Consider the following 26273-nt stretch of genomic DNA (forward strand, 5'->3'; position numbering starts at 1 on the left):
CAACCTCGAATGGAGTTGCCACCGTTGGCCGGAACCGGGGAGGCCGTCGCGGGTGATTGCGGCGTCGCGACGGACGGTTCGGTCCTGGCCGTAGGCGGTACCAACGGCAATGTCGATCTGTGGGACGTGCGACCGGATCGCGCGCCCAGCCGAACCGCGACCTGGAACACCGAGCACATCGATTTCATGAACGACCTCCGGATCAGCTGCCTCGCGCTGTCACCGGACGGCAGGACGCTGGTGACCGGCGGCGCGGACGACACCGTCTCCCTGTGGGATATCGGTGATCGGCGCAGCCCGCGCCGACTTGCCCCGCCCCTGGCCGGGTTGAACGGCGCGGTGCGCGCAATCGAATTCTCACCGGACGGCGAACGTCTCGCCGTGGGCAGCGACGGCAAACTGCTGGTGTGGGATATCGCCGACCGCACCGCTCCGCGTCGGGTGGGACGCGGCCTCTACCGTCAGCAGGTGTGGGACGTGGCGTTCCATCCGGACGGCCGACTACTCGCGTTCGCCGGGCAACAAACCCTTGTGGCCTGGGATATGACCGACCCGGACAAGCCGGTACGCCTGGGCGAAGCGCAGGTTGGCGATTCGGCGGCGATCGCCTACTCCCCGGCCGCCGGTGTGCTCGTGACCACCGCCCGAGATGAGACCGGACAGCTGTGGGACGCACGGGATCCAGCGCATGTGCAGCGTATCGGTGGTCTGCTGCGGCCTGGGATCGGAACCTTTCGGGCGTTCTTCGATTCCACCGGCGGCCTGCTGGCCGGGCTCGGGATCGACGGCCGAATTGCGATCTGGGACATCACCGATCCTGCTCATCCCGCGCTCCTCGGTCAGCCGGTCGAGGCCGAGGCAGACGTGGATGCCGCGAGTGCCGGGCAGTTCACCGCCGATGGCACCAGACTCATGGTCGGGTACAGCCAGGGCGATGCCATCGCCTGGGATCTGACTCTCTTGCGCGATCTATTGCGGCGGCCGGTCGATCAGGCATGCGCCGCTATCGGGTCCGGGCTCGATCCCGCCGAGTGGCGGCAGTACATACAGGGCATCCCCCATCGCCGAACCTGCCCGTGACCTCCCGTCATGGTGCGGGCAACAGCCGCAGCACGCGGCCTCCGTCCCCGTCGATGACGACCACCGAGCCGGTCGGATCCACGGCGATACCGGTGATCTCGCCGAGGTCGGTGTAGGGCAGCCGGACCGGCTCGGTCGCGCCTTTCACCAGCTTCCAGAGCCTGCCGTCGTAATCCGAGACATTGTCCGCGTCCGCCGGGAGGTCGAGCCAGGTGTTATCCGCCAGCAACAGATTTCCGTCGAGATCGAACGCCAGAGCGCCGAACGACAACGACTCCGGCACCACCGTGATGAACGGGGTGGTCGCTCCTACCGGCAACGTCAGAATCCTGGACGGCGAGCCGTGCGAAATGACGGCCAGCTCCCCCGCGCTCGACACCGCGATGGCCGCGCCCAGGCCGTCGACGGTCAGCAACTCGATCGCCGTATCGGATCCGCTGGGCAGCTTCAGAACCCGCGAACTCTCCGGGTCGGTGACGAACACAGTGCCGGAACGGTCGACCGCGACGCCTGCCGAGATCGAAATCGACGAGTCGTTCGGATCGCGATCACCAATGTCCGCGAAGGTAAGAACAACCGGATCCACAACGCCCGCAGACATTTTCAGAATTCGCCCGTTTCCGTAGTCCGTGGCGTACAGGCCGCCCTGCGAATCGACGGCTATACCGTACGGATGCTCGAGGCCCGTGATCGACACCCGCTCCGGGGTGTACCCGCCCGCGGGAGGTTTCTGCATGTGACCGTACTCGGCCACATACACGTCGCCATTCGCGGCGATCGCGATTCCCCGGGGACCGAATACCGGCATCGGCAGATCGATCTGGGCCTCCCACCCGATCGACGCCTCCTCGTGAGGCTACGCCCTCGGCCACTGCGTACCCACCACGACAGCGAGCGCGGCGGTCACGACGACCGCACCGATCGCCAGCTTCGCCCGAACGTTCACCCCCAGATTATCGAAGCACCCTCCCCTTCATGGAAGACCGGTCGGCGTCCGCACAGGGTGCCTACACTGGGTGCGACGCGGAGGCATGGTCACAATGAACCCCGAACGAGCCGGATACCCGGACGAGAACGACCCGATCTGGGCGCGTCTCCTCGAGCAGATCACTTGGTACAGCACGAAAAGCCTTGCCGCACAACATCTCTACAAACGGACCAAGATCGGTCAGATAGCGGTGGGAGCAATAGTCCCCGTCGCCGCCTTGTCCGCCCCACCGGTCCTCACCGCCGGGCTGGCCGCGATCGTCGTGATCGCGGAGGGAGTTCAGCAGTTGTTCCAGTGGCATACCGACTGGCTGCTGTATCGGTCCACCGCGGAAGCGCTCAAGACCGAGAAAGCCCGATATCTCGCGGGCGGTGATCCCTATTCGACCGCCGACCGCCGTGCCGTCCTGGCCGAGCGCATCGAGCACATCGTCTCGAGTGAGAACCTCAGGTGGATCGCCGAACATCAACCGAGCCGTCCGGGCACCGAAATCCCGGCTCCGCAACAGAGCCGAACGATCGAATAGCGCAGGACGGCAGCGGCCGGAAAAGGCCGCTGCCGCACGGTATTCGCATGGTCAGTGGCTGGCGACCTTGCGGTATTGCAGCAGCGCCAAGGGCACGGCGATGAGCAGGATGCCCACCGAGCACATGGTCGCGGTACTCCACGCAGTGATCCGCGGGCCAGCCCTGGGCCGGGTTGAAGGTCGGCGGGGAACCGTTCTCGAAGAGTTTGCGGCCTGCGGCCGAGACGGCGGTGATGGGGTTCCATTCCGCGATGGTGCGCAGGGGGCCGGGCAGCGACTCGCCGGAGATGAAGGCGGAGGAGATGAAAGTGAGGGGGAAGAGCCAGATGAGACCGGCGCTTTGGGCCACTTCGACGCTGGGGGACATGAGGCCGGTGAGGGCGCCCACCCAGGACATGGCGAAGGCGAAGAGCAGGATGACGCCGAATGCCAGTGCGGCGTCAGCTATTCCGCCATTGATGCGCCAGCCGACGACGTAGCCGCAGCCGACCATGACGGCCAGGGCGAGAATGTTCACCACCAGGTCGGACAGAGTGCGGCCCATGAGGACGGCCAGGCGCGACATGGGCAGCGTGCGCATGCGGTCGATCATGTCCTTGTGCAAGTCGTTGGCGAGGCCGACAGTGGTGAAGGCGGCATTGAAAGCGACTGTCTGGGTGAAGATTCCGGCGAACAGGAATTCGCGGTACTGGCCGCCGCCCAGGGAGGCGCCGAAGATGTAGGCGAACAGGAAGACGAACATGAGGGGCTGGATGGTGGCGGTCACCAGCAGGGTGGGCACGCGCAGGATGGTGAGCAGATTGCGGTAGGCGACAATGGCGCTGTCGCGGAAGACACGGGGGAACAGCAGGGCGGACTCGGCGCGCGAGCGCGCGGTCCGGTCCGGTCTGGCCGCGGGCTCGGCGGACAGGGTCGTCACGACAGGATCTCCTCTTGCACGGTATCGGTGGTGCGCATCGGTGACTTGCAGTCGGCGGATTTGCCGGTGAGGGACAGGAATACGTCGTCGAGACTGGGGCGGTGCACCGCGGCGTCCAGCACGCAGACGCCCGCGTCGTCCAGTCGCCGCAGCGCCTCGACCATGGTGCGGGTGGAATCACCGACCACGATGCTCACCGCGTCCGCGCCCGGATCGTGCCCGGGTTCGCCGATACCGACCTCGGATAGGACCTGCATGGCGGGCTTGGGATCCTGCCCGGCGGCCAGGGTGACGGTGAGCTTGTCACCGCCGATGGAGGTCTTGAGTTCGTCGGCGGAGCCGCGCGCGATGACTCGGCCGCGGTCGATGACGGTAATGCGGTCGGCGAGGAGGTCGGCCTCCTCCAGGTATTGCGTGGTGAGCAGGACGGTGGTGCCGTCGTCGACGAGTTCGCCGATGACGCGCCACATATCGAGCCGCCCGCGCGGGTCGAGCCCGGTGGTCGGCTCGTCGAGCACCACCACCGGCGGACGGCAGACGAGCGCGCCCGCCAGATCCAGTCGGCGGGCCATACCGCCGGAATAGGTGCCCGCCCGCCGCCCGGCCGCGTGGTCGAGGCCGAGGACGGTGAGCAGTTCCCAGGCCCGGTCGGCGGCCTGTTTCTGATTCATGCCGTAGAGTCGGGCCACCATGCGCAGATTCTCGAAACCGGTGAGATTGGCGTCGACGGCCGCGTACTGCCCGGACAGGCCGAGCCGCGTGCGGGCGCGCGACGGATGCTCGAGCACGTCGATGCCCGCGACCCGGACCTCGCCCGCGCTCGGGCGTAGCAGGGTGGTGACAATGCGGACCGTGGTGGTCTTGCCCGCCCCGTTGGGGCCGAGCAGCCCCATGACGGTGCCGGACGGTATCTCCAGGTCGATGCCGTCCAGCACCCGCACCTTGCCGTAGTACTTGACCAGGCCGGTGACCTCCACCGCGAGGCTCATCGGGCCTCCTCCCGCGCGACGCGGGCGGCACTGTGCTGCAAGAACTCTCGCAGCACCGGGCCGATGACCGACAGCGATTCGGGCGTGGTCATGTCCGAGTGCCGACAGCGCACCAGCTGATCGTGCACGACGCCGGTGACGTGCGGTTCCCAGGCGGACGCACAGCGTTCCGGATCGGCGCGGTTCACCTCGTCCTCGGCGGCGGTGAAGAACAGCAGATCGCCGTCGAAGATGCGCGGGTGGAAGGCATTGGCCAGCATGGCGCCGTCGATGAACCCGCTGTAGATGCGCTCGAGGTGCTCGGCGGTGAGCGCCGCGAACGCGCCGGGCCGGTTGCGCAGCAGCTCCACGGCTTCGTGCAGATTGATGCGCGGGTCGATATCGGCGGCGTCGCCGAGCAGATCGCTGCCGAATTCGCCGACGATATCGGCGATTCCGGGGCGGGCGCGGTCGAGCCATTCATCCGACAGCCGGAAGCTGTCCATGAGCGCGAGCAGTGCCACCTCGTCACCAGCCTCCTGCAACTGCACGGCCACCTCGTGGGCGATGAGCCCGCCCAGCGACCAGCCGAGCACATGGTAGGGTCCCGACGGCTGCACCGATTTCATTTGTGCCACATAGTATTTCGCGGCTTCGGCAATGGATCGATGACCTTCCTCGCCGTGCACGTGCGGCGCCTGCAAGCCGTACACCGGCTGCTCGGGCGGCAGTTGCGCGAGCAGTCCGGCGAAGCACCAGGACAGGCCGATGGCCGGGTGGATGCAGAACAGCGGCGGCATCCCGGGTTCGTGGATGGGCCGCAGCGGCAGCACCGGTCCCAGCGCCGCGGCGAGCGCGGCGTCGGCGTCCCCGTGCACATCGGCGAGCCGCCCCGCGATGGCGGCCGGGGTGGATTCGCCGAACATGGCCTGCACGGGCACGTCGATGCCCTCGGTGCGCACGTGCGCGACCACCTTGGTGGCCAGCAGCGAATTGCCGCCCAGTTCGAATAATCCGTCGTCCGCGCCGACCTGTTCGACGCCGAGGACATCGGCGAAGGCCCGGCACAGCGCCTCCTCGATGGGCCCGGACGGCGCCCGGTAGCCCTCGCGGGCCGCGAAGACCGGTTCGGGCAGGGCCTTGCGGTCCACCTTGCCGACCGGCGACAGCGGCACCCGGTCCAGCAGCATGATCGATTGCGGGACCATGTAATTGGGCACCAGCTGCGCCACGTGCGTGGTCAGCTGCAGCGGGGTGGGCGCGGCCCCGGTGCGCGGTTTCACATACGACACCAGCGCCGTGGATCCGGCGGCGGTGCGATGTCCGATGGTGGTGGCGAACTCCACCGACGGGTGCTTCGACAGGGCCGCGTCGATCTCGCCCAGCTCGATGCGGAAGCCGCGGATCTTGACCTGGTGGTCGGTGCGGCCAGCGTACTCCAGATCCCTTGTGCGGCCGTATTTCTCGACCCAGCGCACGAGATCCCCGGTGCGGTACATGCGTTCGCCGGGCTTGCCGAACGGATTGGCCACGAACTTCTGCGCCGTGAGCCCGGGCCGCCGCAGATAACCGCGGGCCAGGGCCGCACCGGCCAGGTGCAGCTCGCCCGTGACACCGGCCGGGGCCGGATGCAGCCGCCCGTCGAGCACGGATGCGCCCACACCGCGGATGGGTCCGCCGATGGTTATGTGGCAGCCGGGCGTCATGGGCTGCGAGATCACCGTGACGATGGTGGTTTCGGTGGGCCTGTACACGTTGTAGAACTTGCGCCCCGGCGCCCAGCGGGTGACCAGATCCGGTGGCAGCGCCTCACCGCCGACCAGGATGTGCCGCAGCGCGGTGACACCGGTCGGATCGACGGTGCCGAGCGCGGCGGTGGTGATGAAGGCGTGGGTGATGCCCTCCTCGATGAACACCTGCCCGAGTTCCGCGCCGCCCACCACGCCGGGCGGGGTGATGACCAGGGTGGCCGCGCCGCCGAGCGCGAAGAGCAGGTCGAGCATGACGGCGTCGAAACTCGGTGTGGCGAAGTGCAGGACGCGGCATCCGGGCCCGACGTCGAAGCGCTGCGCGGTTTCGGCGGCGAAGTTGGACAGGCCGCCGTGGGTGACGACCACGCCCTTGGGGATGCCGGTGGAGCCGGAGGTGTAGATCACGTAGGCCGGATTGTCCATGCGCAGTGGCGAAATGCGCTCGGCATCGGTGATCGGGGCATCGGAGGTGGTGAGCACGCGCCGCCGGAACGAGGGCGCGTCCAGCACGGTCCAGTTGGTGCCGTCGGGCATGCGCTCGCGATGCGTGGACAGCGTGATACCCACGGCCGCACCGGAATCCAGCAGCATATGGCTGATGCGCTGTTCCGGATAGGTAAGGTCGACGGGCACGAACGCCGCACCGGCCTTGGCAATGGCCAGCATGACCGCCACCGATTCCGCCGAGCGCGGAATGCCCATGGCCACCAGGGTTTCCGGGCCCACGCCGTAGCCGATGAGGACGCAAGCGAGGCGGTTGGTCCAGCGGTCGAGGGCGTCGTAGGAGATCTGGGTGCCCGCGGCCCGCACCGCCACGGCCTGGCGGTTGAGGTTGGCGGCGGCCTCGAACACCTCCGGGAAGGTGATGGGCAGCCCGGCCTCGGCGCAGCGCACGGGCGCCAGGGCCGACCATTCGACGGAATCCAGGAGTTCCAGATCGCCCACGGCGGTGGCCGGGCTCGCGGCGGCCGCGCCGAGCAGCCGTACGAATCGCCGCGCCAGCCGCTGCGCCGTCGCCTCGTCGAACAGGTCGGCGGCGTAGTTGACGGCGACGGTGATGCCATCGGGTTCGCGGTTGCGCGTCCAGGATTCGGTCAAAGTGAACTGCAGATCGAATTTGGCGATGCCCGGATCGGCATCGTCGGCCTCGATGCGCAGGCCGGGCAGTTCGAGCACGCGCAGCGGCTGGTTCTGCACCGACAGCATGACCTGGAACATGGGGTGGTGCGCTTGCGAGCGCACCGGGTTGAGCACCTCCACGAGCCGCTCGAACGGAACGTCGGCGTGGGCGAAGGCTTCCAGGTCGGTATCGCGCACGGTGCGCAGCAGATCGCCGAAGGCGGCGCCGCTCTCGATCTCGGTGCGCAGCACCAGGGTTCCGACGAACATGCCCACCATGCGGTCCAGGGCCGGATGCCCGCGACCGGCGATGGGCGTGCCGACGGTGACATCGTCGCTGGCGGTGAGCCGGTGCAGCAGCGCCACCAGGGCGGCGTGCAGCACCATGAACATGGTGACGCCGTGATCGGCCGCGAGGCTGCGCAGTTCGCGGTGGGTGAAGGAATCGATATCGCATTCGACGATGCCGCCGCGATAGCTCGGCACCGGCGGCCGCGGCCGGTCGGCGGGCACCGCGAGGAGTTCCGGAATGCCGTCGAGGGCGCGCCGCCAGTAGTCGAGCTGGCGGCTGATGACCGATTCCGGATCGTCCTCGCGGCCGAGGACGTCCTGCTGCCACATCGTGTAATCGGCGTACTGGATGGGCAATTCGGGCCACTGCGGGGCCTCACCGCCGGTGTGGGCGCGGTAGGCGGCGGCCACGTCTGCCGCCAGGGGTTGCAGCGACCAGCCGTCCATGGCGATGTGGTACACCACGAGCACGAGGATGTGCTCGTCGGCGGCGGCTCCGGTGACCCGCAGCAGAGCGGCGCGCAGCGGAGCCATGGAGCTGAGATCGAAAGCGGCCGCGGCCAACCGGCGGATCTCGATATTCACATCCGCGGCGCTGACCGTCCGCAGCGGCAGCGAGGCGGCGGCCTCGCTCGGATCCAGGACGTGCTGACAGGGCTCGCCGTCGATCTCGGGGAAGACGGTGCGCAGCGTATCGTGCCGGGCCTGCACGGCGTGCAGGGCGGCACGCAGAGCCGCCACGTCGAGCTGCCCGGTGAGGCGCAGCGCGACGGGAATGTTGTAGGCGCCCAAGGCTTCTCCGGTATCGCCGGAGGCATTGAACTTCTCCAGGAACCAGAGCCTGCGCTGGGCCACCGACAGCGGGATGCGCTGCGTGCGGGTGCGGCGGCGCGGTTCGGGCCGCAGATCGGCCGAGCCGGTGCCGGTATCGAGGGCGGCCGCGAGCCCGGCGACGGTGGGCGCGGCGAAGACCGCGCGCACCTCCAGGCGGACGCCGGTGGCCGCCGCCAGGCGCGCCACCAATTGGGTGGCGAGCAGCGAGTTTCCGCCGACCTCGAAGAAGCTGTCGTCCGCGCCGAGAGCGCCCGCGCCGACCAGATCGCCCATGACCTCGGCGACCAGGCGCTCGGTATCGGTCTCCGGATCGCGGGAGACCACGGCGACCACCGCCTGCGGTTGCGGCAGTGCATCGCGGTCGAGCTTGCCGACCGGGGTGAGCGGAATGTGGTCGAGCAGGGTGAAGCTGCCGGGCACCATGTGCGCGGGCAGGTGCTGCGCGCAGTGCGCCCGCAGCTCCTCGGGATCGAAGGCCACGGTGGCCGCCTCCCCCACCATGCCGTGCAGGGGCACGTCGGCGAGCTGCACATAGGACACGATGCGCGGGGTGCCCGCGATCTCGCGAACCTCGGTGTGCGCGAAGCGGATCGACCGGTGCGCGGTGAGCACGGCATCGATCTCGCCGAGTTCGATGCGGAAGCCGCGCACCTTCACCTGATGGTCGCTGCGGCCCAGGTACACCAGTTCCCCACCCGCGGTCCAGCGCACCACATCGCCGGTGCGGTACATGCGCGCGCCTTCGGGACCCTACGGATCGGCGACGAAGCGGGCCGCGGTGAGGCCGAGGCGATCGAAATAGCCGCGCGCCGAACCCTGTCCGCCCACATACAGTTCGCCGGGCACCCCGACCGGGACCGGCCGCAGCCGCTCGTCGAGCACCAGCGCACGCGCGCCGCGCGCCAGGGTGCCGATGGTGACCGGCTCCCCCGGCGTGAGCGGGGCCATGGTGATGACGACGGTGGTCTCGGTGGGCCCATAGCCATTGAGCATGGTGCGCCCGGGCGCCCAGCGCGCCACCAGTTCCGGCCCGCACGCCTCGCCGCCCACCGTAATGGCGCGCAGGTGCGGCAGGGCCCACTGATCGCGGTCGATGGTGCCCAGCGCCGCCGGGGTCATGAAGGTGTGGCTGATCTGTTCGCTCTCCATGAGCGCGGCCAGTTCGTCGCCGCCGTAGACATCGGGCGGGACGATGACCATGGTGGCCCCGGAGCCCACCGCGAGCAGCAGGTCGAAGATGGCGGCGTCGAAACTCGGCGAGGAGAAGTGCATGGTGACCGAATCCCGGTCCACCCGCATGCGTTCGCGGATCTCGTCGGCGAAGTTGGACAGCCCGGCGTGCGAGACGGCGACGCCCTTGGGCTTGCCGGTGGAGCCGGAGGTGTAGATCACGTAGGCCAGATCCGCGGTCCACAGTGTGGCGGTGCGGTCGGCGTCGGTGATCGGGCCCTCTTCGAGCACCTCCAATTCGTCGAGCAGGGACGGATTATCGAGGGGCAGCCATTCGATAATGTGGTCCCCGGCGGCGGTGTAGAGCCGGTCGACGTATTCGCTCATGCTCACCCCGACCCGGCAGCCGGAGTCGGTGAGCATGTGCCGCACCCGATCCGCCGGATAGTTCGGATCGATGGGTACGAACGCAGCGCCGGATTTGGCCACCGCCAGCATGGCGAGCACCGATTCCACCGACCGGGTCAGGCCCAGCGCGACCCGATCGCCCGGGCCCAGGCCGCGCGCGATGAGCGCGCGGGCCACCCGGTTGGAGTAGATGTCGGCGGCCTCGTAGCTGAGCTCGGTCTCGCCGCCGCGCAGGAAGACCCGTTCCGGATTGAGGTGCGCGGTGGCGGCGAAGTAGGCGGCCAGGCTGCACTGCGGTTCCGGGGCGGGACCCCAGGCGGGGGTGAGCAGTTCGCGTTCGTGTGCGGTGCGGGCGTCGATATCGCGGACGCGCATCCGCGGGTCGGCGGTCACCGCCTCGAATACCAGCAGCAGGCGCTCGGCCAGGGTCTGCACCGTGTCCTGGTCGAAAAGCTCCGCGGCGTAGACGAATTCGAAGACCCGGTCGCCCGTCTCGCCGGGCCCGGCATGACGGTCGGCGGGCAGCACCCGCAGTTCGAGGTCGAATTTCGCCAGCGCGATATCGAGTTCCTCGGCCTGCAGGGCCAATCCGGGAAGTTGCAGTGCGGGCAGCGGGGTGTCCTGCACGGTGAGCGCCACCTGCAGGGTGGGCCGCAATCCGCCCGTACCACTGCCGAATTCCTCCACCACGCGTTCGAACGGCACCTCGGCATTGGCCATGGCGGCGAGTTCGGTATCGCGGTCGGCCTGCAGCAGTTCGGCGAAGCTGCGGTCGGGGTCCACATCGGAGCGCAGTACCAGCGTATTGACGAACATGCCGACCAGTTCGTCGAGGCGGGTGTCGCTGCGCCCGGCCACGGCGGTGCCGATGACGATATCGCGGCCGCCGGTGACCACGCGCAGCAGGACGGCCAGGGTGGAGCGCAGCATCATGAACAGGCTGACGCCGTGCGCGCGGCCAATATCGTCGAGCTTGCGCTGCAACTCCTCCGGCACCTCGAAGCGGACGGTTCCGGCGCGCTGGGTGGGTTCGGCCGGGCGGGGCCGGTCGTAGGGCAGCGGCATTTCCTCGGGCAGATCCGCCAGCGCGTGGCGCCAGTAGGCGATCTGGGTGGCGGCGGCGCTGCCCGGATCCGATTCCTGGCCCACGATCTCGCGCTGCCACAGGCTAAAGTCGGCGTACTGCACCGGCAGTGGCGTCCAGGCCGGGGCGACGCCGCCGAGGCGGGCGGCGTAGGCGACGGCCAGATCGCGGGTGAGCGGGCCGAGCGACCAGCCGTCGGCGGCAATGTGATGCAGTGCGATGCCGAGCAGATGGCGGCGGTTCCCGGTGCGCAGCAAGGTCATTCGCAGCGGAATGTCGCGGGTCAGGTCGAAGCCGCGGCGCGCCAGCGAGCGCAGGGTGGTGCGGGCGCCGACATCGTCGGTTTCCACGGCCTCCAGCACCGGCAGGCAGCGGGCGGTCTCGAGCACCACCTGCCGGGCGCCGTGCGCGTCCTCGGGGAAGACGCTGCGCAGCACCTCGTGCCGCTCCACCACATCGGCAAGAGCGGCCTGCAAGGCGGCCACATCCGGATCGCCGTCGATCCGAAGTACGAAAGCAATGTTGTAGGCGCTGGATTCGGGGGAGTATCTATTGAGGAACCACAGGCGCTGCTGCGGCAGCGACAGTGGGATGCGCTCCGGACACGGGGCATGCACAGCCAGCGCCGCCCGTCGCGTCCGGGGCGCTTCCGCCAGCCGGGCCGCCACCCCGGCCACCGTGGGCGCCTCGAAGACGGCGCGCACCGGCAGCTCCACCCAGAATTCCCCGTGCAGGGCCGCGGTGAGCCGGGTTGCGAGCAGCGAATTGCCGCCGATCTGGAAGAAGTTGTCCTCCGCACCGTGCACGGGGGTGCCCAGCACGGTGCCGAAGAACTGTGCGACCTGCTGTTCCAGCTCTGATTCGGGGGCGCGCGAGGGGGCCACGGCCACGAAATCCGGTTCGGGCAGGGCCTTGCGGTCCAGCTTGCCCGACGAGGTGACGGGCAGGTTCTCGAGCACCTTCAGCGCCGAGGGCACCATATAGCCGGGCAGGCGGCCGCGCGCGGTATCGAGCACGGCGGCGATATCGAGCTCGGTGTCGGCGGTGAGATAGGAGACCAGGCGCGGGATTCCGCGTTCGTCATTGTGGACGACGGTGAGCGCGAAGGTGACTCCCGGATGCGATTTCAGCACGTGGTCGATCTCGCGCAGTTCGATGCGGAAGCCGCGGATCTTGATCTGATCGTCGGCACGGCCCAGGAAGCGCAGCTGGCCCGCGCCGTCGGCGACCACGAGATCGCCGGTGCGGTACATGCGTTCGCCGCGGCGGCCGTGTGGATTGGCCGGGAAGGCCTGGGCGGTGAGGCCGTGGCGGCCCAGGCAGCCGCGGGCCAGACCGGGTCCGGACAGGTACAGCTCCCCCGCCACGCCCGGCGGGACCGGATGCAGGCGCGGGTCGAGGACGAACAGTCGCATACCGCGCACGGGCAGGCCGATGGGGACGGGCTGCCCGGCCAGCATGGGTCCGGTGGCGGTGGCGGCGACGGTGGCCTCGGACGGGCCGTACATATTGTGCATGCGGCGCGGAACCGCCGGGGCGGGCCGCGATTCCGGATCGGTCCATACCCGGACCAGATCCTCCGGGCAGGCTTCGCCGCCGACGATGACGGCCTCGAGGGCGGGCAGGTCCTGCGGCGGCACGGTGGCCAGGGCGGCGAGGGTGACGAAGGCGTGGGTCACCTGTTCCGCGCGCAGCAGCGTGGCCAGTTCCGCGCCGCCGAAGATCCCTGCGGGCGCGACCACGATGGTGGCCCCGGCCGCGAAGCCGAGCAGCAGTTCGAGCACCGAGGCGTCGAAGCTCGGGGACGAGAAGTGCAGGGTGCGTGCGGAATCGGTGACGTGGAACAGGTGCATCTGCTCGTGCGCCAGCGAGGCCAGGCCCGCATTGGTGACGACCACGGCCTTGGGTTTGCCGGTGGAGCCGGAGGTGTAGATGAGATAGGCCGGTCCGGCGGTGCGCAGCGGGTGGTGCCGGTCGGCATCGGTCAGCGGGGTGTCGGGGAACTGCGCGCATTCCGCGGCCAGTTCGGTGGAGCCGAGCAGCAGCCAGTCCACATAGGACCTGCGGTGCCGTCCCCGGTTGCCGGGCCAATCCGGCAGGTCCGCACGGCATTCGGGGGTGGTGAGACCGAGCATGGCGCCGGAGTCGGCGAGCATGTGGGCAATGCGGTCGGCCGGGTAGTCCGGATCGATGGGCACGTAGGCGGCGCCGGTCTTGGCGACCGACCACACGGCCAGGATGGAGTCCAGGCTGCGCGGCAGGGCGACCGCGACGACCACCTCGGGACCCGCGCCGTGCTCGATGAGCACGCGCGCCAGGCGATTCGAGCGTTCGTCGAGCTCCCGGTAGCTGGTGTCGTGGCCGAGATAGCGCACGGCCGCGGCATCGGGGACGCGTTCGGCGGTATCGGTGAGCAGGCGGGCGAGGGTGCTGGCGGGCTCGGCGGGCGAGCCCATGATGGGCACCAGTTTGGCGGTCTCGCGCGTGTCCAGGATGGGCAGGTCGCCGACCGGGACGGTGGGGTCGGCCACGGCGGCGGCCAGCACCGCGCCGAAGCGGCGGGCAATGGCCTCGACCGTGCCGTGGTCGAAAACATCGGCGGCATAGCCGAATTCGGCGGTCAGCCCACCGTCGTCGGCGGCGGCCGGTTCGTGCACGGTGAGTTGCAGGTCGAACTTGGCGACGTCCACGGCCATGGGCAGGACGCGGGTGTGCACGCCGGGCAGGTCCACGCGCAGTTCGGGGGTGCTGTCGTAGGACAGCACGACCTGGAACAACGGGTGGCGCGCCGCGGAGCGTTCCGGGTTGACGACCTCGACGAGACGTTCGAAGGGGACGTCGGCATTGGCGAAGGCATTGGGGTCGGTATCGCGGACCTCGGCGAGTATGCGGTCGAATCCGGCGGCCGGATCGACGCGGGTGCGCAGTACGAGGGTGTTGACGAACATGCCGACCAGATCGTCCAGATCCGGATCGCTGCGCCCGGCAATGGGCGTGCCGATGGCGATATAGGTCGTATTGCACAGGCGCGCAAGGACGGCCGCGAGCGCCGCGTGCAGCACCATGAAGGTGCTGACGCCGCGGTCGGCCGCCACCGCGGCCAGGGCGCGGCGGGTGTCGGCGGTAATGGTGAACTCGACGCGGCCGCCGTCGGTGGAGCGCTGGCGCGGGCGGGGCCGGTCCAGCGGGAGGTCGAGCTGATCGGGCAGGTCGGCCAGGGCGGCGCGCCAGTAGGCGAGCTGGCGGGACAGGGCGCTGGCGGGATCGGCCTCGTCGCCGAGCAGTTCGCGCTGCCAGAGCGCGAAGTCCGCGTACTGCACCGGCAGCGGCGTCCACCGCGGTGCGCGGCCCTCGGCGCGGGCGGCGACGGCGGTCATGATGTCGCGGGTGAGCGGGGCGATGGACCAGCCGTCGCCGCTGATGTGGTGCAGCACCACCAGGAAGACGTGCTTGTCCGGCGCGGTGGCGTACAGGGCCACCCGGATCGGGGCCTGGCTGCGCAGATCGAAACCGTACCCGGCGAATTCACCGGCGAGCGCGAGCACGTCGGCGTCGGTGGCGTCGATGGGGTCGAGAGTGAGCGGGATCTCCGCGGCCGGATGCACGACCTGGCCCGGCCCGACCGGGGTGTCGGGGAAGGTGGTGCGCAGGCTCTCGTGGAGGTCCAGCACGTCCACCAGACCGGCCCGCAGCGCCGGAATGTCCAGGTGCCCAGTCAATTCCACCGCCAGGGGCATGTTGTAGGCGGCGGCGTGCTCGGCGAAGCGGTTGAGGATCCACAGCCGCTGCTGTGCCAGCGACAGCGGCAGGTGTGCGGGCCGCTGTGCCGCACCGAGTTTCGGCGAGGCGGCCTCGGCCAGCGGATTGGCGACGCGCGCGGCCAGGGCCGTGACGGTCGTGGATTCGAACAGGTCGCGAATGGTGAGTGCGACACCGAGGCTGGCATTGACCCGGGCAATGGCGCGGGCGGCGGTCAGCGAATTGTCGCCGAGGTCGAAGAAGCTGTCGGTGACGCCGACCTCGTCGAGGCCGAGGACTTCGGCGAAGATGGCGGTGAGCTGCTGTTCGGCCTCGGTACGCGGGCCCGCGGCGGGGCGGGCGGGGCGACGCGCGGCGGTGCCGGGATCGGGCAGGGCCTTGCGGTCCACCTTGCCATTGGCGCTCAGCGGTAGTTCGTCGAGCATCATGAGCGTGGCCGGGACCATGTAGCCGGGCAGCATGCGACGCAGCCCGGCGGCCAATTCGGCGGTGTCCAGGGGTCCCGCGCCGGGGGCGGCCACGGCATAGCCGATGAGCTCGTCCCCGCCGCGGCCGCGGCGGGCCACGCAGACGGCGCGGGCGACGCGCTTATCGGACAGCAGGGCGTTCTCGATCTCGCCGAGCTCGATGCGCAGACCGCGGATCTTGACCTGGAAATCGCTGCGGCCCAGGTATTCCAGGACGCCGGAGCGGCCGCCGCGCCAGCGCACCAGATCGCCGGTGCGGTACATGCGGGTGCCGGGGGTGAAGGGGTTGGCGACGAACCGATCGGCGCTCAGGCCGGGACGGCCCAGATAGCCGCGGGCCAGCTGGACGCCCGCGAGATAGAGCTCACCCACCACACCGGGGGCGACGGGTTGCAGCCGGGCGTCGAGGACATAGGTGCGGGTGTTCCACACGGGCGCGCCGATGGGTACATCCGTCGCGCCGGGCGTGCAGTGCCAGGCGGTGACGTCGACGGCGGCCTCGGTGGGGCCGTAGAGATTGTGCAATTGCGGTGCGTCCGGGCCATTGCCGAGGGCGGCGTGGAATTCGGCCACGGTGGCGGCGGGCAGCGCCTCACCGGAGCAGAACACCCGCGACAGGCCGGTGCAGCCCGCGACATCGGTGTCGGTGAGGAAGACCGAGAGCATGGACGGCACGAAATGCGCGGTGGTGAAGCCCTTCTCGGCAATGACCCGGGCCAGGTAGCCGGGATCGCGGTGCCCGTCGGGGGTGGCGATGACCAGTCGGGCGCCGATCTGCAAGGGCCAGAAGAACTCCCACACCGAGACGTCGAAGGTGGCGGGGGTCTTCTGCAGGACGATATCGCCGCCGTCGAGGGGGTAGGCGTGCTGCATCCAACGCAGCCGGTTGACAATGGCGGCGTGGGTGACGCCGACGCCCTTGGGGCGGCCGGTGGAGCCGGAGGTGAAGATGACGTAGGCGAGGTGATCGGCGCGCAGCGGGGCGGTGCGGTCGGCATCGGTGACGGGACGGCGGGAGCGCTCGGACAGCTCGGCGGTGTCGATATCGAATCGGCGTGCCGCACGGGGCAGTTCGAGCCGGTCGCGGCTCGCGGTGAGGACGCACAGCGGCCGGGCCTGCTCCAGAATGGCCTCGATGCGATCGGCCGGATGGTCCGGATCGATGGGGAGGTAGGCCGCGCCCGACTTCATGATGGCGTACATGCCGACGAGCAGGTCCAGGCTGCGGCGGATGGCCAGGCCGACAATGGCGTCCGGGCCCGCGCCGCGGTCGATGAGTTCGCGGGCCAGGCGATTGGCGCGTTCGTCGAAGGCGGCGTAGGTGAGGGTCTGCCCCTCGAAGTCGAGCGCGATGCGGCTCGGGCACATGGCGGCGCGGTCGGCGAACAGACCGGCCAGGGTGCCCTCCTGGCGGGCGACCTGGGTCGAATTCCATTCGTGCAGGACGCGTTCGCGTTCCAGATCGGTGAGCACCGGCAGATCGCCGACCACGTCCTGCGGGGAGGCTCGCAGGAACCGCTCCAGGAAGTCGAGGAACCGGCCGTGATGCATGGCCAGCTCGGCATCGCCGTACAGGCGCGGATTGGCCTCGAAGTCGATGTGAATGCGATTGCCGACGCCGTTGTAGAGGTTGATGGACAGGTCCTCGACCGGGCCGGTGGAGAGCACATTGAGCGAGCCGACCAGGCTGCCGAACTTCAATTCGCTGTGGAACAGCATGAGATTGACCATGGGCCCGAAGACGCCGCGGGCGTCGCGGGAGTAGCCGGAGTCGCGGCGGATGTCGTCGCTGCGGTAGCGCTGATGGCGCAGGGCGCCGGTGATCTGCAATTTCACCGCGCGCACGGTGTCGGCGACGGTGGCCGCGCCGCCGAACCGTACGCGGATGGGCACCACATTCGACACCACGCCCGCGGAGCGGCGCAGGGCCACGGTGGTGCGCGCCGAGACCGGCAGGCTCAGCACCACGTCCTGAGTGCCGGTGACCGCGCGGACGTAGCAGGCCAAGGCCGCTACGACCAGCGCGGAAGTATTGGAGCCGTTGGTGGTCGCGGCCGCCGCGAGGGCGGCCTCGACCTGTTCGCCGAGCACGGCGGTGGCGCTGCGGCGGCCCGCGTCCGAACCGGAGGTGATGGCCCCGACACTGGAGAGGGTCAGCGGTTCGGCCACGTCGACGAGCTGTTCGGTCCAGTATTCGCGGTCGGCGCGGCAGCGACTGGTCTCGCCGTAGCGGTTCTCGTCGGCGTAGATGGTGGCCAGCGGCGTGGCGCGGGAGACAACGGGTTCGGTCTGGTTCTCCAGGGCCGTGTAGATCTCGGCCGCGCGGGTGGTGCCGTTCATGGCGCCGTAGCCGTCGATGACGATGTGGTGGCCGCGGATGTACCAGAGGTAGTCCGAATCCCCGGTGCGCAGCACCACATTGATGGTGAGCGGATCGTGCTCCATATCGATGGGTGAACTGGCGTGATCGTTCATCCACGCCAGGGCGGCCGCGCGCGGATCCGGCTCGTCGCGCAGGTCGATGCGCGCCCAGCCGGGCCGCCAGGCCGGATCTACCACCTGATGCGGCACCCCGTCGATCTCCAGCAATCGCACATGCCCGACCCCGGTCTCCGAGCCGAAACGCTCGATGGCATACAGCAATCGGCCGACATCCAGATCACCGTGGATCTCCACGTACTGCGCGATGGTGAGCGGAATGTCGGGCCTGATGCGTTGGGCGTACCAGAGTGCCGATTGCGCGGGCGAGAGCGCGAAAGGTTGAGCCGAAAATTCACCCGAAGAACATTGGTCGACACGGTCCGTGGCCAATGAACTCATCAATCACTCCGTTCTGCCGCTGTTGACGCAACTCCCCGAGCCCCAAATACCCCGACCACTGTGGTCTTTTCGAAGGACCACTCCGGCTTTCGCGCACGCGCGAGCCGTAGGACGTGACCCACGTCCTATGATTCGGAGCACCCCGCCGACTGGATCGGTGGTGATCTCGAGTTGTCCGCAACGAACGACGTTGGCGGAGCGCAGTATTAGGTAGCTACTTCAAAGCAAACTTCACGATGTTCGCTTAATTCGCATAGAGAACCGCAGTAAACTCGGACATTCGGGACACGTAGCGGAGAGTCGGCTACGTTCTGGCGAATTACTGTCGCCCGAGCGGGACGGCCCTCGTCACACGTGCCCGCCGCTGAATCGCCGCCGCCACAGCGGCAGCCGCGGCAAGAATACACAAGACGGCTTCGGGCGCGGGGCCTATCCGTGTCGCGAGTGTCGTATCCGTCCGCAGCGGCAACTGCGCGACCAGGGCCGCCGGAACAAACTGTTCAGTCTGTTGTTGAATGACGCCGTCGGCGGTGATGATGGCGCTCACGCCGGTGGTCACCGAGACCACCACGGCGCGGCCGTGCTCCACCGCGCGCACCCGCGACATGGCCAGCTGCTGGAAGGTCATCTCCGAATCGCCGAAGGTGGCGTTATTGGAGGGGACGGTGAGAATCTGCGCGCCCGCGCGCAGGGCGTCCTCGAAGGCGCGGTCGAAGGCCACCTCGTAACAGGTGGCGACGCCGATCGGCACCGCCGCCCCGCCGGTGGCGGGCTGGACGTGCACCACGCCGTCGTCATTGCCGGGGACGAAATAACCTGCCCGGTCGGCGTATTCGGAGAACAGCCGGAAGAACGAACGCATCGGCAGATATTCGGCGAAGGGCTGGATGATCTTCTTGTCGTGCCGCTCCCCCGGCCCGTCCGCGCCGTTCCACACGATGACGGAGTTGGTGGTGGTGCGATCGTCGTTGACGAGCACGGCCCCGACCAGGATGGGCGCCTTGATGTCTCGGGACGCCTTGGTGATGAGCGCGGCGGCGTCGGAGTTGCGCAGCGGATCGATATCGGAGGAATTCTCCGGCCAGATGACCACATCCGGCTGCGGGGCCCGCCCGGCCGCGACCTCGGCGGCCAGTTCCTCGGTGCGCTTGACGTGATTGTCGAGAACCGCGCGGCGCTGGGCATTGAAGTCCAATCCCAGGCGCGGCACGCTGCCCTGGATCGCGGCGACCGTGATCGGCCGGTTGCCGTCCTCCGGGCCGGGCAGCGCGGTCCGGAGGATCACTCCGGTGAGGGGAACTATAGCCACAAGCATTGCCGCAGCAACAATCCGGTACCACGATGTGAGATGTCGCGCTTCCGATCTGGGGGTTTCCCTCCGCAAGATCGCCAGCAACCACACCGCGAGCGCGGCCAGCCCGGTCCCGGTCAGCGCCACCACGAAACTCACCAGGGGCGCTCCCCCCAGCATGGCGTAGGGCAGATACCAACCGTCCGACTGTCCGAAAGCCAGCTTCCCCCAAGGGAATCCCCCGAACGGAAAGCTCGCCCGGATCCACTCGGTCAGCGACCAGCACGCCGCCACCCACAGTGGCCATCCGGGCAGTCCGCTCACCAGCCGCGCCAGCCCCCCGAAAATCCCGACATACACCGCACAAACGGCCGACAAAGCCAGCCACGGCACCGACCCCACATAAATGCCCGTCCACGGCAGCAAAGGCAGAAAGAACCCCAGCCCCGCGATAATTCCGTACCCGAATCCCCCACGCACCCGCCCACTTCCACGCACCACGAGCGTGAGAATCGCAATCCCGACCGGTGCGAGAAACCACAGTGTCCGCGGCGGAAAACTCGCGAACAACAACAGCCCCGCGACAACCGCCGCCAGCAGACGCGCGACCACCGGATGCCCGGCCACCCGGTCCCGCAGGGTCACGGGAGCGGAGTTCTCGGTCGGGGAATCCAACGATGTTGCGGGAGCGGGGTTTTCGGGTAGGGGCTCAGGCTTCATGGATGGTGGCCCCACGATGCACGGTGCGCAGGCAGCGCGGGAGGGTGGCCTCCGGGGTCAGCGGCGGAAGGCCGGGGAGGCGCGAGCGGGGGTCGGTGGACCCGCGCTGGACGGTGTCGGCGGCGGCCGCGACGACGAGGGTGTCGGCCTCCCAGACGGCGTAGGTGGCGGGTGCGCCGGGGACGAGGGTGCCGGTCACACCGTCGCGCAGCCCGCCCGCGCGCCAGGCGCCACGGGTGGCGGCGGTGAAGGCGGCGCGGGGGGAGATCTGATGGCCCGGGGTGCGATGGTTGGCGGCGGCGCGCACGGCTTCCCAAGGGTCGAGGGGGGTGACCGGGGCGTCGGAGCCGATGGCCAGGGAGACCCCGGCCGCGGCGAGCGCGGCGAAGGGGTTGAGAGTGGCGGCGCGGTCGGGGCCCAGGCGGGTGGCGTACATGCCGTCCGAGCCGCCCCAGGTGGCGTCGAAACCGGGTTGGACGCTGGCGATCACGCCCCATGCGGCGAGTTTGGCGATCTGGTCGGCATCGACCATTTCGGCGTGTTCGAGGCGGTGGCCGCGGGCGGCGAAGGCCGGACCGCCGACCTCGGCGACGACGCGTTCGAAGCCGGTGACGACCGCGTCCATGGCGGCGTCGCCGATGACGTGGAAGCCGGTCTGAATGCCCGCTTCGGTGCAGGCGAGGACGTGGGCGGCGACGGTGTCGGCATCGATATAGGAATTGCCGGTGGTGTCGCGGTCGGCGTAGGGCGCGCGCAGCCAGGCGGTGCGCGAGCCGATGGAGCCGTCCACGAACAGGTCGCCGCCGAGGGCGTGCACGCCGAGTTCCTTCACCAGGCCGCGGGCCTCGTCGGCGGTGCGCACCGCCTGACCCCAGTAGGCGCGCACCTCCACGCCGTGGGAGAACTCCAGCAGCTCACGCACATCGGTCTCGCCGGAGATCTCCGGGCCCGCGCATTCGTGCACGGCGGCAATGCCGTTCGCGGCCGCGTGATCGAGAGCGGCCTGCCGCGCCCGCTCCCGCTGGGTGAAATCCAAGGCCCCCAGGGCCGCCGCCCGCACCCGGTGATGCGCCTCGGCCCGCACCGGTTCGCCGCGCGTGAAGCCGTGTGCCGCCGTGATTCCCGGCACGGCGTCCAGCAGAGGGGTGGACACCACCGCCGAATGCGCGTCCACGCGAGCCAGATACACAATCCGCCCGGGCGCGGCGGCATCGATCTCCGCGAGCGTCGGCGAGCGTCCCTCCGGCCAGGCGGTCTCGTCCCAGCCGTCGCCCAGAATCGCGCCGTCCGGCTGCTTCGCCGCGTGCGCGCGCAGCATCTCCAGGCACTCCCCCAGTGAACGAGCCTGCGCCAGATCGAGTCCGGTGAGTTTCAACCCCAGCGCGGTGACGTGCACGTGCGGATCCACGAAGGCCGGTGCGACGAAGGCCCCGTTCAAGTCGATGACTTCCGCGTCCGGATGCAGTGCCCGTCCCGGTCGCTCCAACCCGACCCACACCACGGTCCCGTCGGTCACCGCCATGGCAGTGGCATCGGGGTTACTCGAACTGTAGATACGGCCGCCGACCAGCAACTGGGTACTCACGGCAACCCAGTCTGCCTGACGGCACTCTCCGGGACACATTCACACTGGCGAGAGAACTCTGTACTTTGTACTCTAATTGCCATTGGCGTACAGAGTACAGAGTTTGGAGTCGGGGATGACCAGCGTGATCAGGTGCGAGCAGGTGCGGAAGCGGTACGGCGAGACCGCGGCCTTGGACGGGTTCGACCTCGAGGTTCCCGAGGGGATGGTGTACGGGCTGCTGGGCCCGAACGGGGCGGGGAAGACCACGGCCGTGCGGGTACTCGCGACGCTGGCGCGGCCGGATTCCGGGCGGGTGGAAGTGGCCGGGTTCGACGCGATCACCGAGGCCGCGCGGGTGCGGGGGCGGATCGGGCTGGTGGGGCAGCACGCGGCATTGGACGAGGTGCTGTCGGGACGGCAGAACCTGGAGATGTTCGGACGGCCGCGTCACCTCGGGGCCGCGGGGGCGGGCCGGGGAACTCCTGGACTGGTTCGGGCTGGCCGATACCGGGGACAAGCCCGTGAAGCAGTACTCCGGCGGCATGCGGCGGCGGCTCGACCTGGCGGCGAGTTTCCTTGTGGCTCCTGCGGTTCTGTTCCTGGACGAGCCGACGACCGGGCTGGATCCGCACAATCGCAATCAGGTGTGGCAGGCGGTGCGCAATCTCGTCGCCACGGGCACGACGGTGCTGCTGACCACGCAATATCTGGAGGAGGCCGATCAGCTCGCGGCGCGGATCTCGGTCATGAACCACGGGCGGGTGATCGCGACGGGCAGTCCGGCACAACTGAAATCGCGGATGGGCGGGGACCGCATCGACCTCGTGACCCACGATGCCGCCGATCTGGGCGCGGCCACTTCCCTACTGCGCGAACACCTTCGCGGCGAGCCGGTGGTCGATCTCGCGGCCCGGCGGGTCAGCGCGGCGGTCGACGATCCGGTGACCGCGCTGGCCGATATCGCCTACGCGCTGCGGGATGCCCGGATTCCCGTCGAGGACATCGCCTTGCGCAGACCGACGCTCGACGAGGTCTTCCTGCATCTGACCGGCGCATCGACCGAGACCATTGCCGAGGAGGCCCACGCATGATCGCCACCGCCACCATCGATTCCGCAGTACCGTCCCGCTCGCGCCGCGCAGCGTGGGCCGCCTACGACGCGCTCACCATCGCGGGACGCGAGTTCGCGCACTGGCGGCGGCAACCGGGCGTCGTCATCGCCAACACGCTGCTCTTCCCGATCATGATCGTGCTCATGTTCGGGTATCTGCTCGGCGGCGCCATGACGGTCCCCGGCGGCGGTGATTACCGAGAGTTCCTGCTGCCCGGCATGTTCGCCATGACCATGGTCTTCGGCATCGGCACCACCATGGTCGCGGTGAGCTCCGATGCCGCCCGCGGCATTACCGACCGCTTCCGCTCCATGCCGATGGCCGCATCGGCGGTCCTGGCGGGCCGGGCCATCGCCGATATGCTCACCGCCGCCATCACATTGCTCGTGCTCATCGGCTGCGGCCTGGCCGTCGGCTGGCAGCCGCACCGCGGCTCGGGACCGGCCCTCGCGGCGGTGGGCCTGCTCCTACTGCTCCGCTTCGCCTTCCTGTGGATCGGCGTCTACCTCGGCCTGCTCACCTATTCGAACCCCGAAGCGGTCACCGCCGTGCGCACCTTCGAATTTCCGCTCGGCTTCCTCGCCAACCCGTTCGTCGCCACCGCCACCATGCCGCTCTGGCTCGGCGCCATCGCGGCCTGGAATCGTTTGTCGGCCACGGTCACCGCCACCCGCGAACTGTTCGGCAACCCCACCGGCGAGGACCCGTCCTGGATCGCCGAGCACGCACTGCTCATGGCCGTCGTCTGGCCCCTGCTGCTGATCGCGATCTTCCTGCCGCTGTCCGTGCACCGCTACCGCCGCCTCGCCGACTAGCCGAACGCCGAGGGACCGGGCACCTGCGCGGTGCCCGGCCCCTCGGCGTCGAAAGAACTTACGCCGGAATCACTTCGGGTCGATCATGCGATGGGCGGTGCCCTGGCCGTCGTCGTAGTACTCCGTCACGACGGTGGCGTCGATGATGTCGCCGTCCGGGTCGATGACGGCAGTGCGGGCGCCGAAGGGGCCCACGGCGGTAGCCACGCGGTTGAGGCGGCGGGCCGCGAAGGCGGCGACGGCCGGGCGCAGCAGGAAGCGGGTGGGCGGAGCCAGGGCCAGCAGGCCCAGGGACGAGGTGAGCAGGCCCGGGACGAACATGAGGACCGCGCCGATGGTCACCAACGCGCCGTCGGCGACGTCGGTGGTCGGTTCGATCTCGCCGCGGGCCGCCTTGCGGAAGCCTTCGAAGACGCGACGACCCTGCGACCGCACCAGCATCAGTCCGGCGGCCGAGCCCGCGATGAGCAGCAGAATGGTCGGGAAGACGCCGATCACATTGCCGACCAGCACCAGGGTGGCGATTTCCGCGACGAAGTAGGCGACGAACAACAGGGCAGGCATTACACGATCCTTTCGATCGATCTACCTGGGTAACGCCGCGGGCGGCGGAATTTCTCCCGGATGCGGGATCTCTCACACAAAACTCAGGCGCTGCCGGGGCGGACCAGGCCGGTTTCGTAGGCCAGGACCACGGCTTGCACCCGGTCGCGCAGACCCAGTTTGGTGAGGACGCGGCCCACGTGGGTTTTGACCGTCGCCTCGGACAGGTACAGCTCGCCCGCGATCTCGGCATTGGATCGGCCCGCCGCAATGTGGTCGAGGACCTCGCGTTCGCGGGCGGTGAGGACCTCCAGCACCGACGGATCGCGGCCCTCGGCGGGATCGTCGGCAATGAGGCGAGCGAGCAGGCGCTTGGTGACCTTCGGGGAGACCACGGCATCACCGGCGGCGACGCTGCGGATAGCGGAGATGAGGTCTTCGGGCGGGGTGTCCTTGAGCAGGAACCCACTCGCGCCCGCGCGCAGCGCGCCCAGGGCGTGTTCGTCGAGGTCGAAGGTGGTCATGACGAGAACGCGGCTGCCGCAACCGGATTCGATAATGGCCGCGGTGGCGGTGACGCCGTCGGTGACGGGCATGCGGACATCCATGAGGACCACATCGGGCCGCAGTTCGGTGGTACGGGTAATGGCGGTGGCGCCATTGTCGGCCTCGCCGATCACCTCGATGTCCGGATGCGCGCCGAGCACCATCTTCAATCCGGCGCGCATGAGTTCCTGGTCGTCGACTACGAGAACGGTGATCGGCACAGCCCACACCCTATCGGCCCGCGTCCAGTGGTTATTCGTCGGGAATTCGCTGCAACGGGATGGTGGCGCGCACCGACCAGCCGCCCTCGGGGCGGCGGCCGGTGGTCAGGGTGCCGCCCAGCACCGCCATGCGCTCGCGCATGCCGACCAGGCCGAGACCACTGCCGGGGATACGGCTGCCCGGACCGGCGGGCACGGCGGGGAGATGCGCACCGGCTGCGCCGGAATCCACGACCTCGATGAGAATGTCCGCATCCCGGCGGGCGACACGCACTTCGGCGCGCGGGTCGGGACCGGCGTGGCGCAGGGTGTTGGTGAGCGACTCCTGCACGATGCGGTGAATGCCGAGACTGACTTCGGGTGTGACGGCATCGATTTCGCCGCTGAGTTCGAGCGACACCTGCAATCCGGCGCTGCGCATCATGTCGATCAGCTTGGCGATGCCCGCGGTGCCGTGCTGCGGCAGCTCCTCGGGTGCGTGTTCGCTGCGCAGCAGCTCGACGGTGCGGCACAGCTCGCGCAGCGCTTCGCGGCCGGTGCCCGCAATGGTGGTCATGGCCTTCTCGGCGGTATCGGGATCGTGCCGCAGCGCGTACCGCGCCCCGTCGGCCTGCACGATGATGACGCTCACCGCGTGCGCGACCACATCGTGCAGTTCGCGCGCGATGCGGGTGCGTTCGGCGGCGACGGCGTCATGGGCGCTGCGTTCCCGGTCGTAGTCGGCGACCGCCAGTCGCGCCGCCACCTCGGTGTCGTAGGCGTGCCGCGCGCCGATGAACTCGGCCAGCGTCCAGCACAGCGCGTAGTACAGTACGGTGAAGGCGATGTCGTTGCCGTCGGGCGTACCGACCAGCCACCGCGCCAGCACCCCGTCGATGAACAGCGCGCCCAAATAGATGAGCCCTTCGCGCCGCCCCACATAGGCGACCAGGGTGTAGAGCATGATCCCCAGCCCCAGCAGCGCCGGATGCACCGATTCGTCGAAGAACCCCCAGTGCACGACGGTCGCGGCCGTGGAGATGAGGAACAGCGCCAGCGCGGCGGCCCGGGGATAGGTGCGCCGGAAGATGATCGGCATCGGCAGCAGAATGCTGAACACCAGATAGGTGATCTTCGACTTGCTTTCGCCCATGGCGAGCACATCGACGGCGAACAAGGCCAGCGCCAGCATCGAATCGGAGACCAGCGGCCTGTCCCGCAGCCACAAACTGAACCGGCGCACACGACCACCCTAATCACGCAATCGCGGTGCGGGCGCGAGGACCTCACCACCG

The 26273-nt window shown here is 69.3% G+C and carries 14 protein-coding genes and 2 pseudogenes; 5 read left to right on the forward strand and 11 right to left on the reverse strand.

The genetic code is table 11. The annotated features are described in order from the left end of the window. Positions 1 to 9: 9 nt before the first annotated feature. Entirely contained in the window at positions 10 to 1080 is a 1071-nt protein-coding gene (locus tag NC4_RS16275; protein ID WP_218021175.1) for a WD40 repeat domain-containing protein, read from the forward strand. 7 nt (positions 1081 to 1087) lie between these two features. Here NC4_RS16275 and NC4_RS16280 read toward each other — a convergent pair whose 3' ends face one another. Beyond that, positions 1088 to 1888: an NHL repeat-containing protein gene (locus NC4_RS16280; RefSeq protein ID WP_067538645.1), complete on the reverse strand. Its 801-nt coding sequence runs from the start codon at positions 1886 to 1888 to the stop codon at positions 1088 to 1090. Positions 1889 to 2120: 232 nt separating this feature from the next. Here NC4_RS16280 and NC4_RS16285 point away from each other — a divergent pair, with 232 nt between their 5' ends. Continuing rightward, positions 2121 to 2594 (forward strand): DUF4231 domain-containing protein, encoded by a 474-nt coding sequence (locus NC4_RS16285; RefSeq protein ID WP_169814816.1) that lies wholly within the window; start codon positions 2121 to 2123, stop codon positions 2592 to 2594. A 51-nt stretch (positions 2595 to 2645) separates the two neighbouring features. On the opposite strand, the pseudogene NC4_RS16290 reads toward NC4_RS16285, so the two are convergent. From NC4_RS16290 to NC4_RS42690, 7 genes and pseudogenes are all read right to left on the reverse strand, one after another. Continuing rightward, a pseudogene (locus NC4_RS16290) lies at positions 2646 to 3444 on the reverse strand (ABC transporter permease). A 65-nt stretch (positions 3445 to 3509) separates the two neighbouring features. Next, a complete protein-coding gene (locus NC4_RS16295) occupies positions 3510 to 4502 on the reverse strand; it encodes an ATP-binding cassette domain-containing protein (RefSeq protein ID WP_067538650.1) in 993 nt (330 codons plus the stop codon). Then, positions 4499 to 9208 carry a non-ribosomal peptide synthetase gene (locus NC4_RS42685; RefSeq protein ID WP_245721723.1) on the reverse strand — a complete coding sequence of 1570 codons (4710 nt, stop codon included), beginning with the start codon at positions 9206 to 9208 and terminating at the stop codon, positions 4499 to 4501. The genes NC4_RS16295 and NC4_RS42685 overlap by 4 nt, the downstream gene beginning before the upstream one ends. Before the next feature lie 18 nt (positions 9209 to 9226). Further along, a complete protein-coding gene (locus NC4_RS16300) occupies positions 9227 to 18184 on the reverse strand; it encodes a non-ribosomal peptide synthetase (protein ID WP_245721724.1) in 8958 nt (2985 codons plus the stop codon). A gap of 319 nt (positions 18185 to 18503) precedes the next feature. Next, on the reverse strand, positions 18504 to 20120 hold the full coding sequence (lnt, locus tag NC4_RS16305) for an apolipoprotein N-acyltransferase (RefSeq protein WP_439957509.1): 1617 nt from the start codon (positions 20118 to 20120) through the stop codon (positions 18504 to 18506). A 64-nt stretch (positions 20121 to 20184) separates the two neighbouring features. Further along, positions 20185 to 21780 (reverse strand): amidohydrolase, encoded by a 1596-nt coding sequence (locus tag NC4_RS16310; RefSeq protein WP_218021176.1) that lies wholly within the window; start codon positions 21778 to 21780, stop codon positions 20185 to 20187. Between the two features lie 72 nt (positions 21781 to 21852). Next, positions 21853 to 22104, reverse strand: a complete 252-nt coding sequence (locus NC4_RS42690) for a hypothetical protein (RefSeq protein WP_245721731.1) — start codon at positions 22102 to 22104, stop codon at positions 21853 to 21855. Between NC4_RS42690 and NC4_RS42695 the strand changes: the two are divergent. The 3 genes and pseudogenes from NC4_RS42695 to NC4_RS16320 all read left to right on the forward strand — a co-directional run. After that, a pseudogene (locus tag NC4_RS42695) lies at positions 21986 to 22319 on the forward strand (ATP-binding cassette domain-containing protein); the annotation flags it as partial. The gene NC4_RS42690 and the pseudogene NC4_RS42695 sit on opposite strands and share 119 nt — an antisense overlap. Then, a complete protein-coding gene (locus NC4_RS44665; protein ID WP_369690757.1) occupies positions 22305 to 22853 on the forward strand; it encodes an ATP-binding protein DrrA1-3 family domain-containing protein in 549 nt (182 codons plus the stop codon). The pseudogene NC4_RS42695 and the gene NC4_RS44665, both read left to right, overlap by 15 nt. Then, positions 22850 to 23689 (forward strand): ABC transporter permease, encoded by an 840-nt coding sequence (locus NC4_RS16320; protein WP_067538656.1) that lies wholly within the window; start codon positions 22850 to 22852, stop codon positions 23687 to 23689. The genes NC4_RS44665 and NC4_RS16320 overlap by 4 nt, the downstream gene beginning before the upstream one ends. A 69-nt stretch (positions 23690 to 23758) precedes the next feature. On the opposite strand, the gene NC4_RS16325 is transcribed toward NC4_RS16320, so the two are convergent. The 3 genes from NC4_RS16325 to NC4_RS16335 form a co-directional block, all read right to left on the reverse strand. Next, positions 23759 to 24253, reverse strand: a complete 495-nt coding sequence (locus NC4_RS16325) for an FxsA family protein (protein WP_067538658.1) — start codon at positions 24251 to 24253, stop codon at positions 23759 to 23761. A gap of 83 nt (positions 24254 to 24336) precedes the next feature. After that, positions 24337 to 24999: a response regulator gene (locus NC4_RS16330; protein WP_067538661.1), complete on the reverse strand. Its 663-nt coding sequence runs from the start codon at positions 24997 to 24999 to the stop codon at positions 24337 to 24339. A 31-nt stretch (positions 25000 to 25030) separates the two neighbouring features. Beyond that, positions 25031 to 26221, reverse strand: a complete 1191-nt coding sequence (locus NC4_RS16335; RefSeq protein ID WP_067538664.1) for a sensor histidine kinase — start codon at positions 26219 to 26221, stop codon at positions 25031 to 25033. Positions 26222 to 26273 lie beyond the last annotated feature (52 nt).

The organism is Nocardia crassostreae (genome assembly GCF_001613405.1).
Lineage (GTDB): Bacteria > Actinomycetota > Actinomycetes > Mycobacteriales > Mycobacteriaceae > Nocardia > Nocardia crassostreae.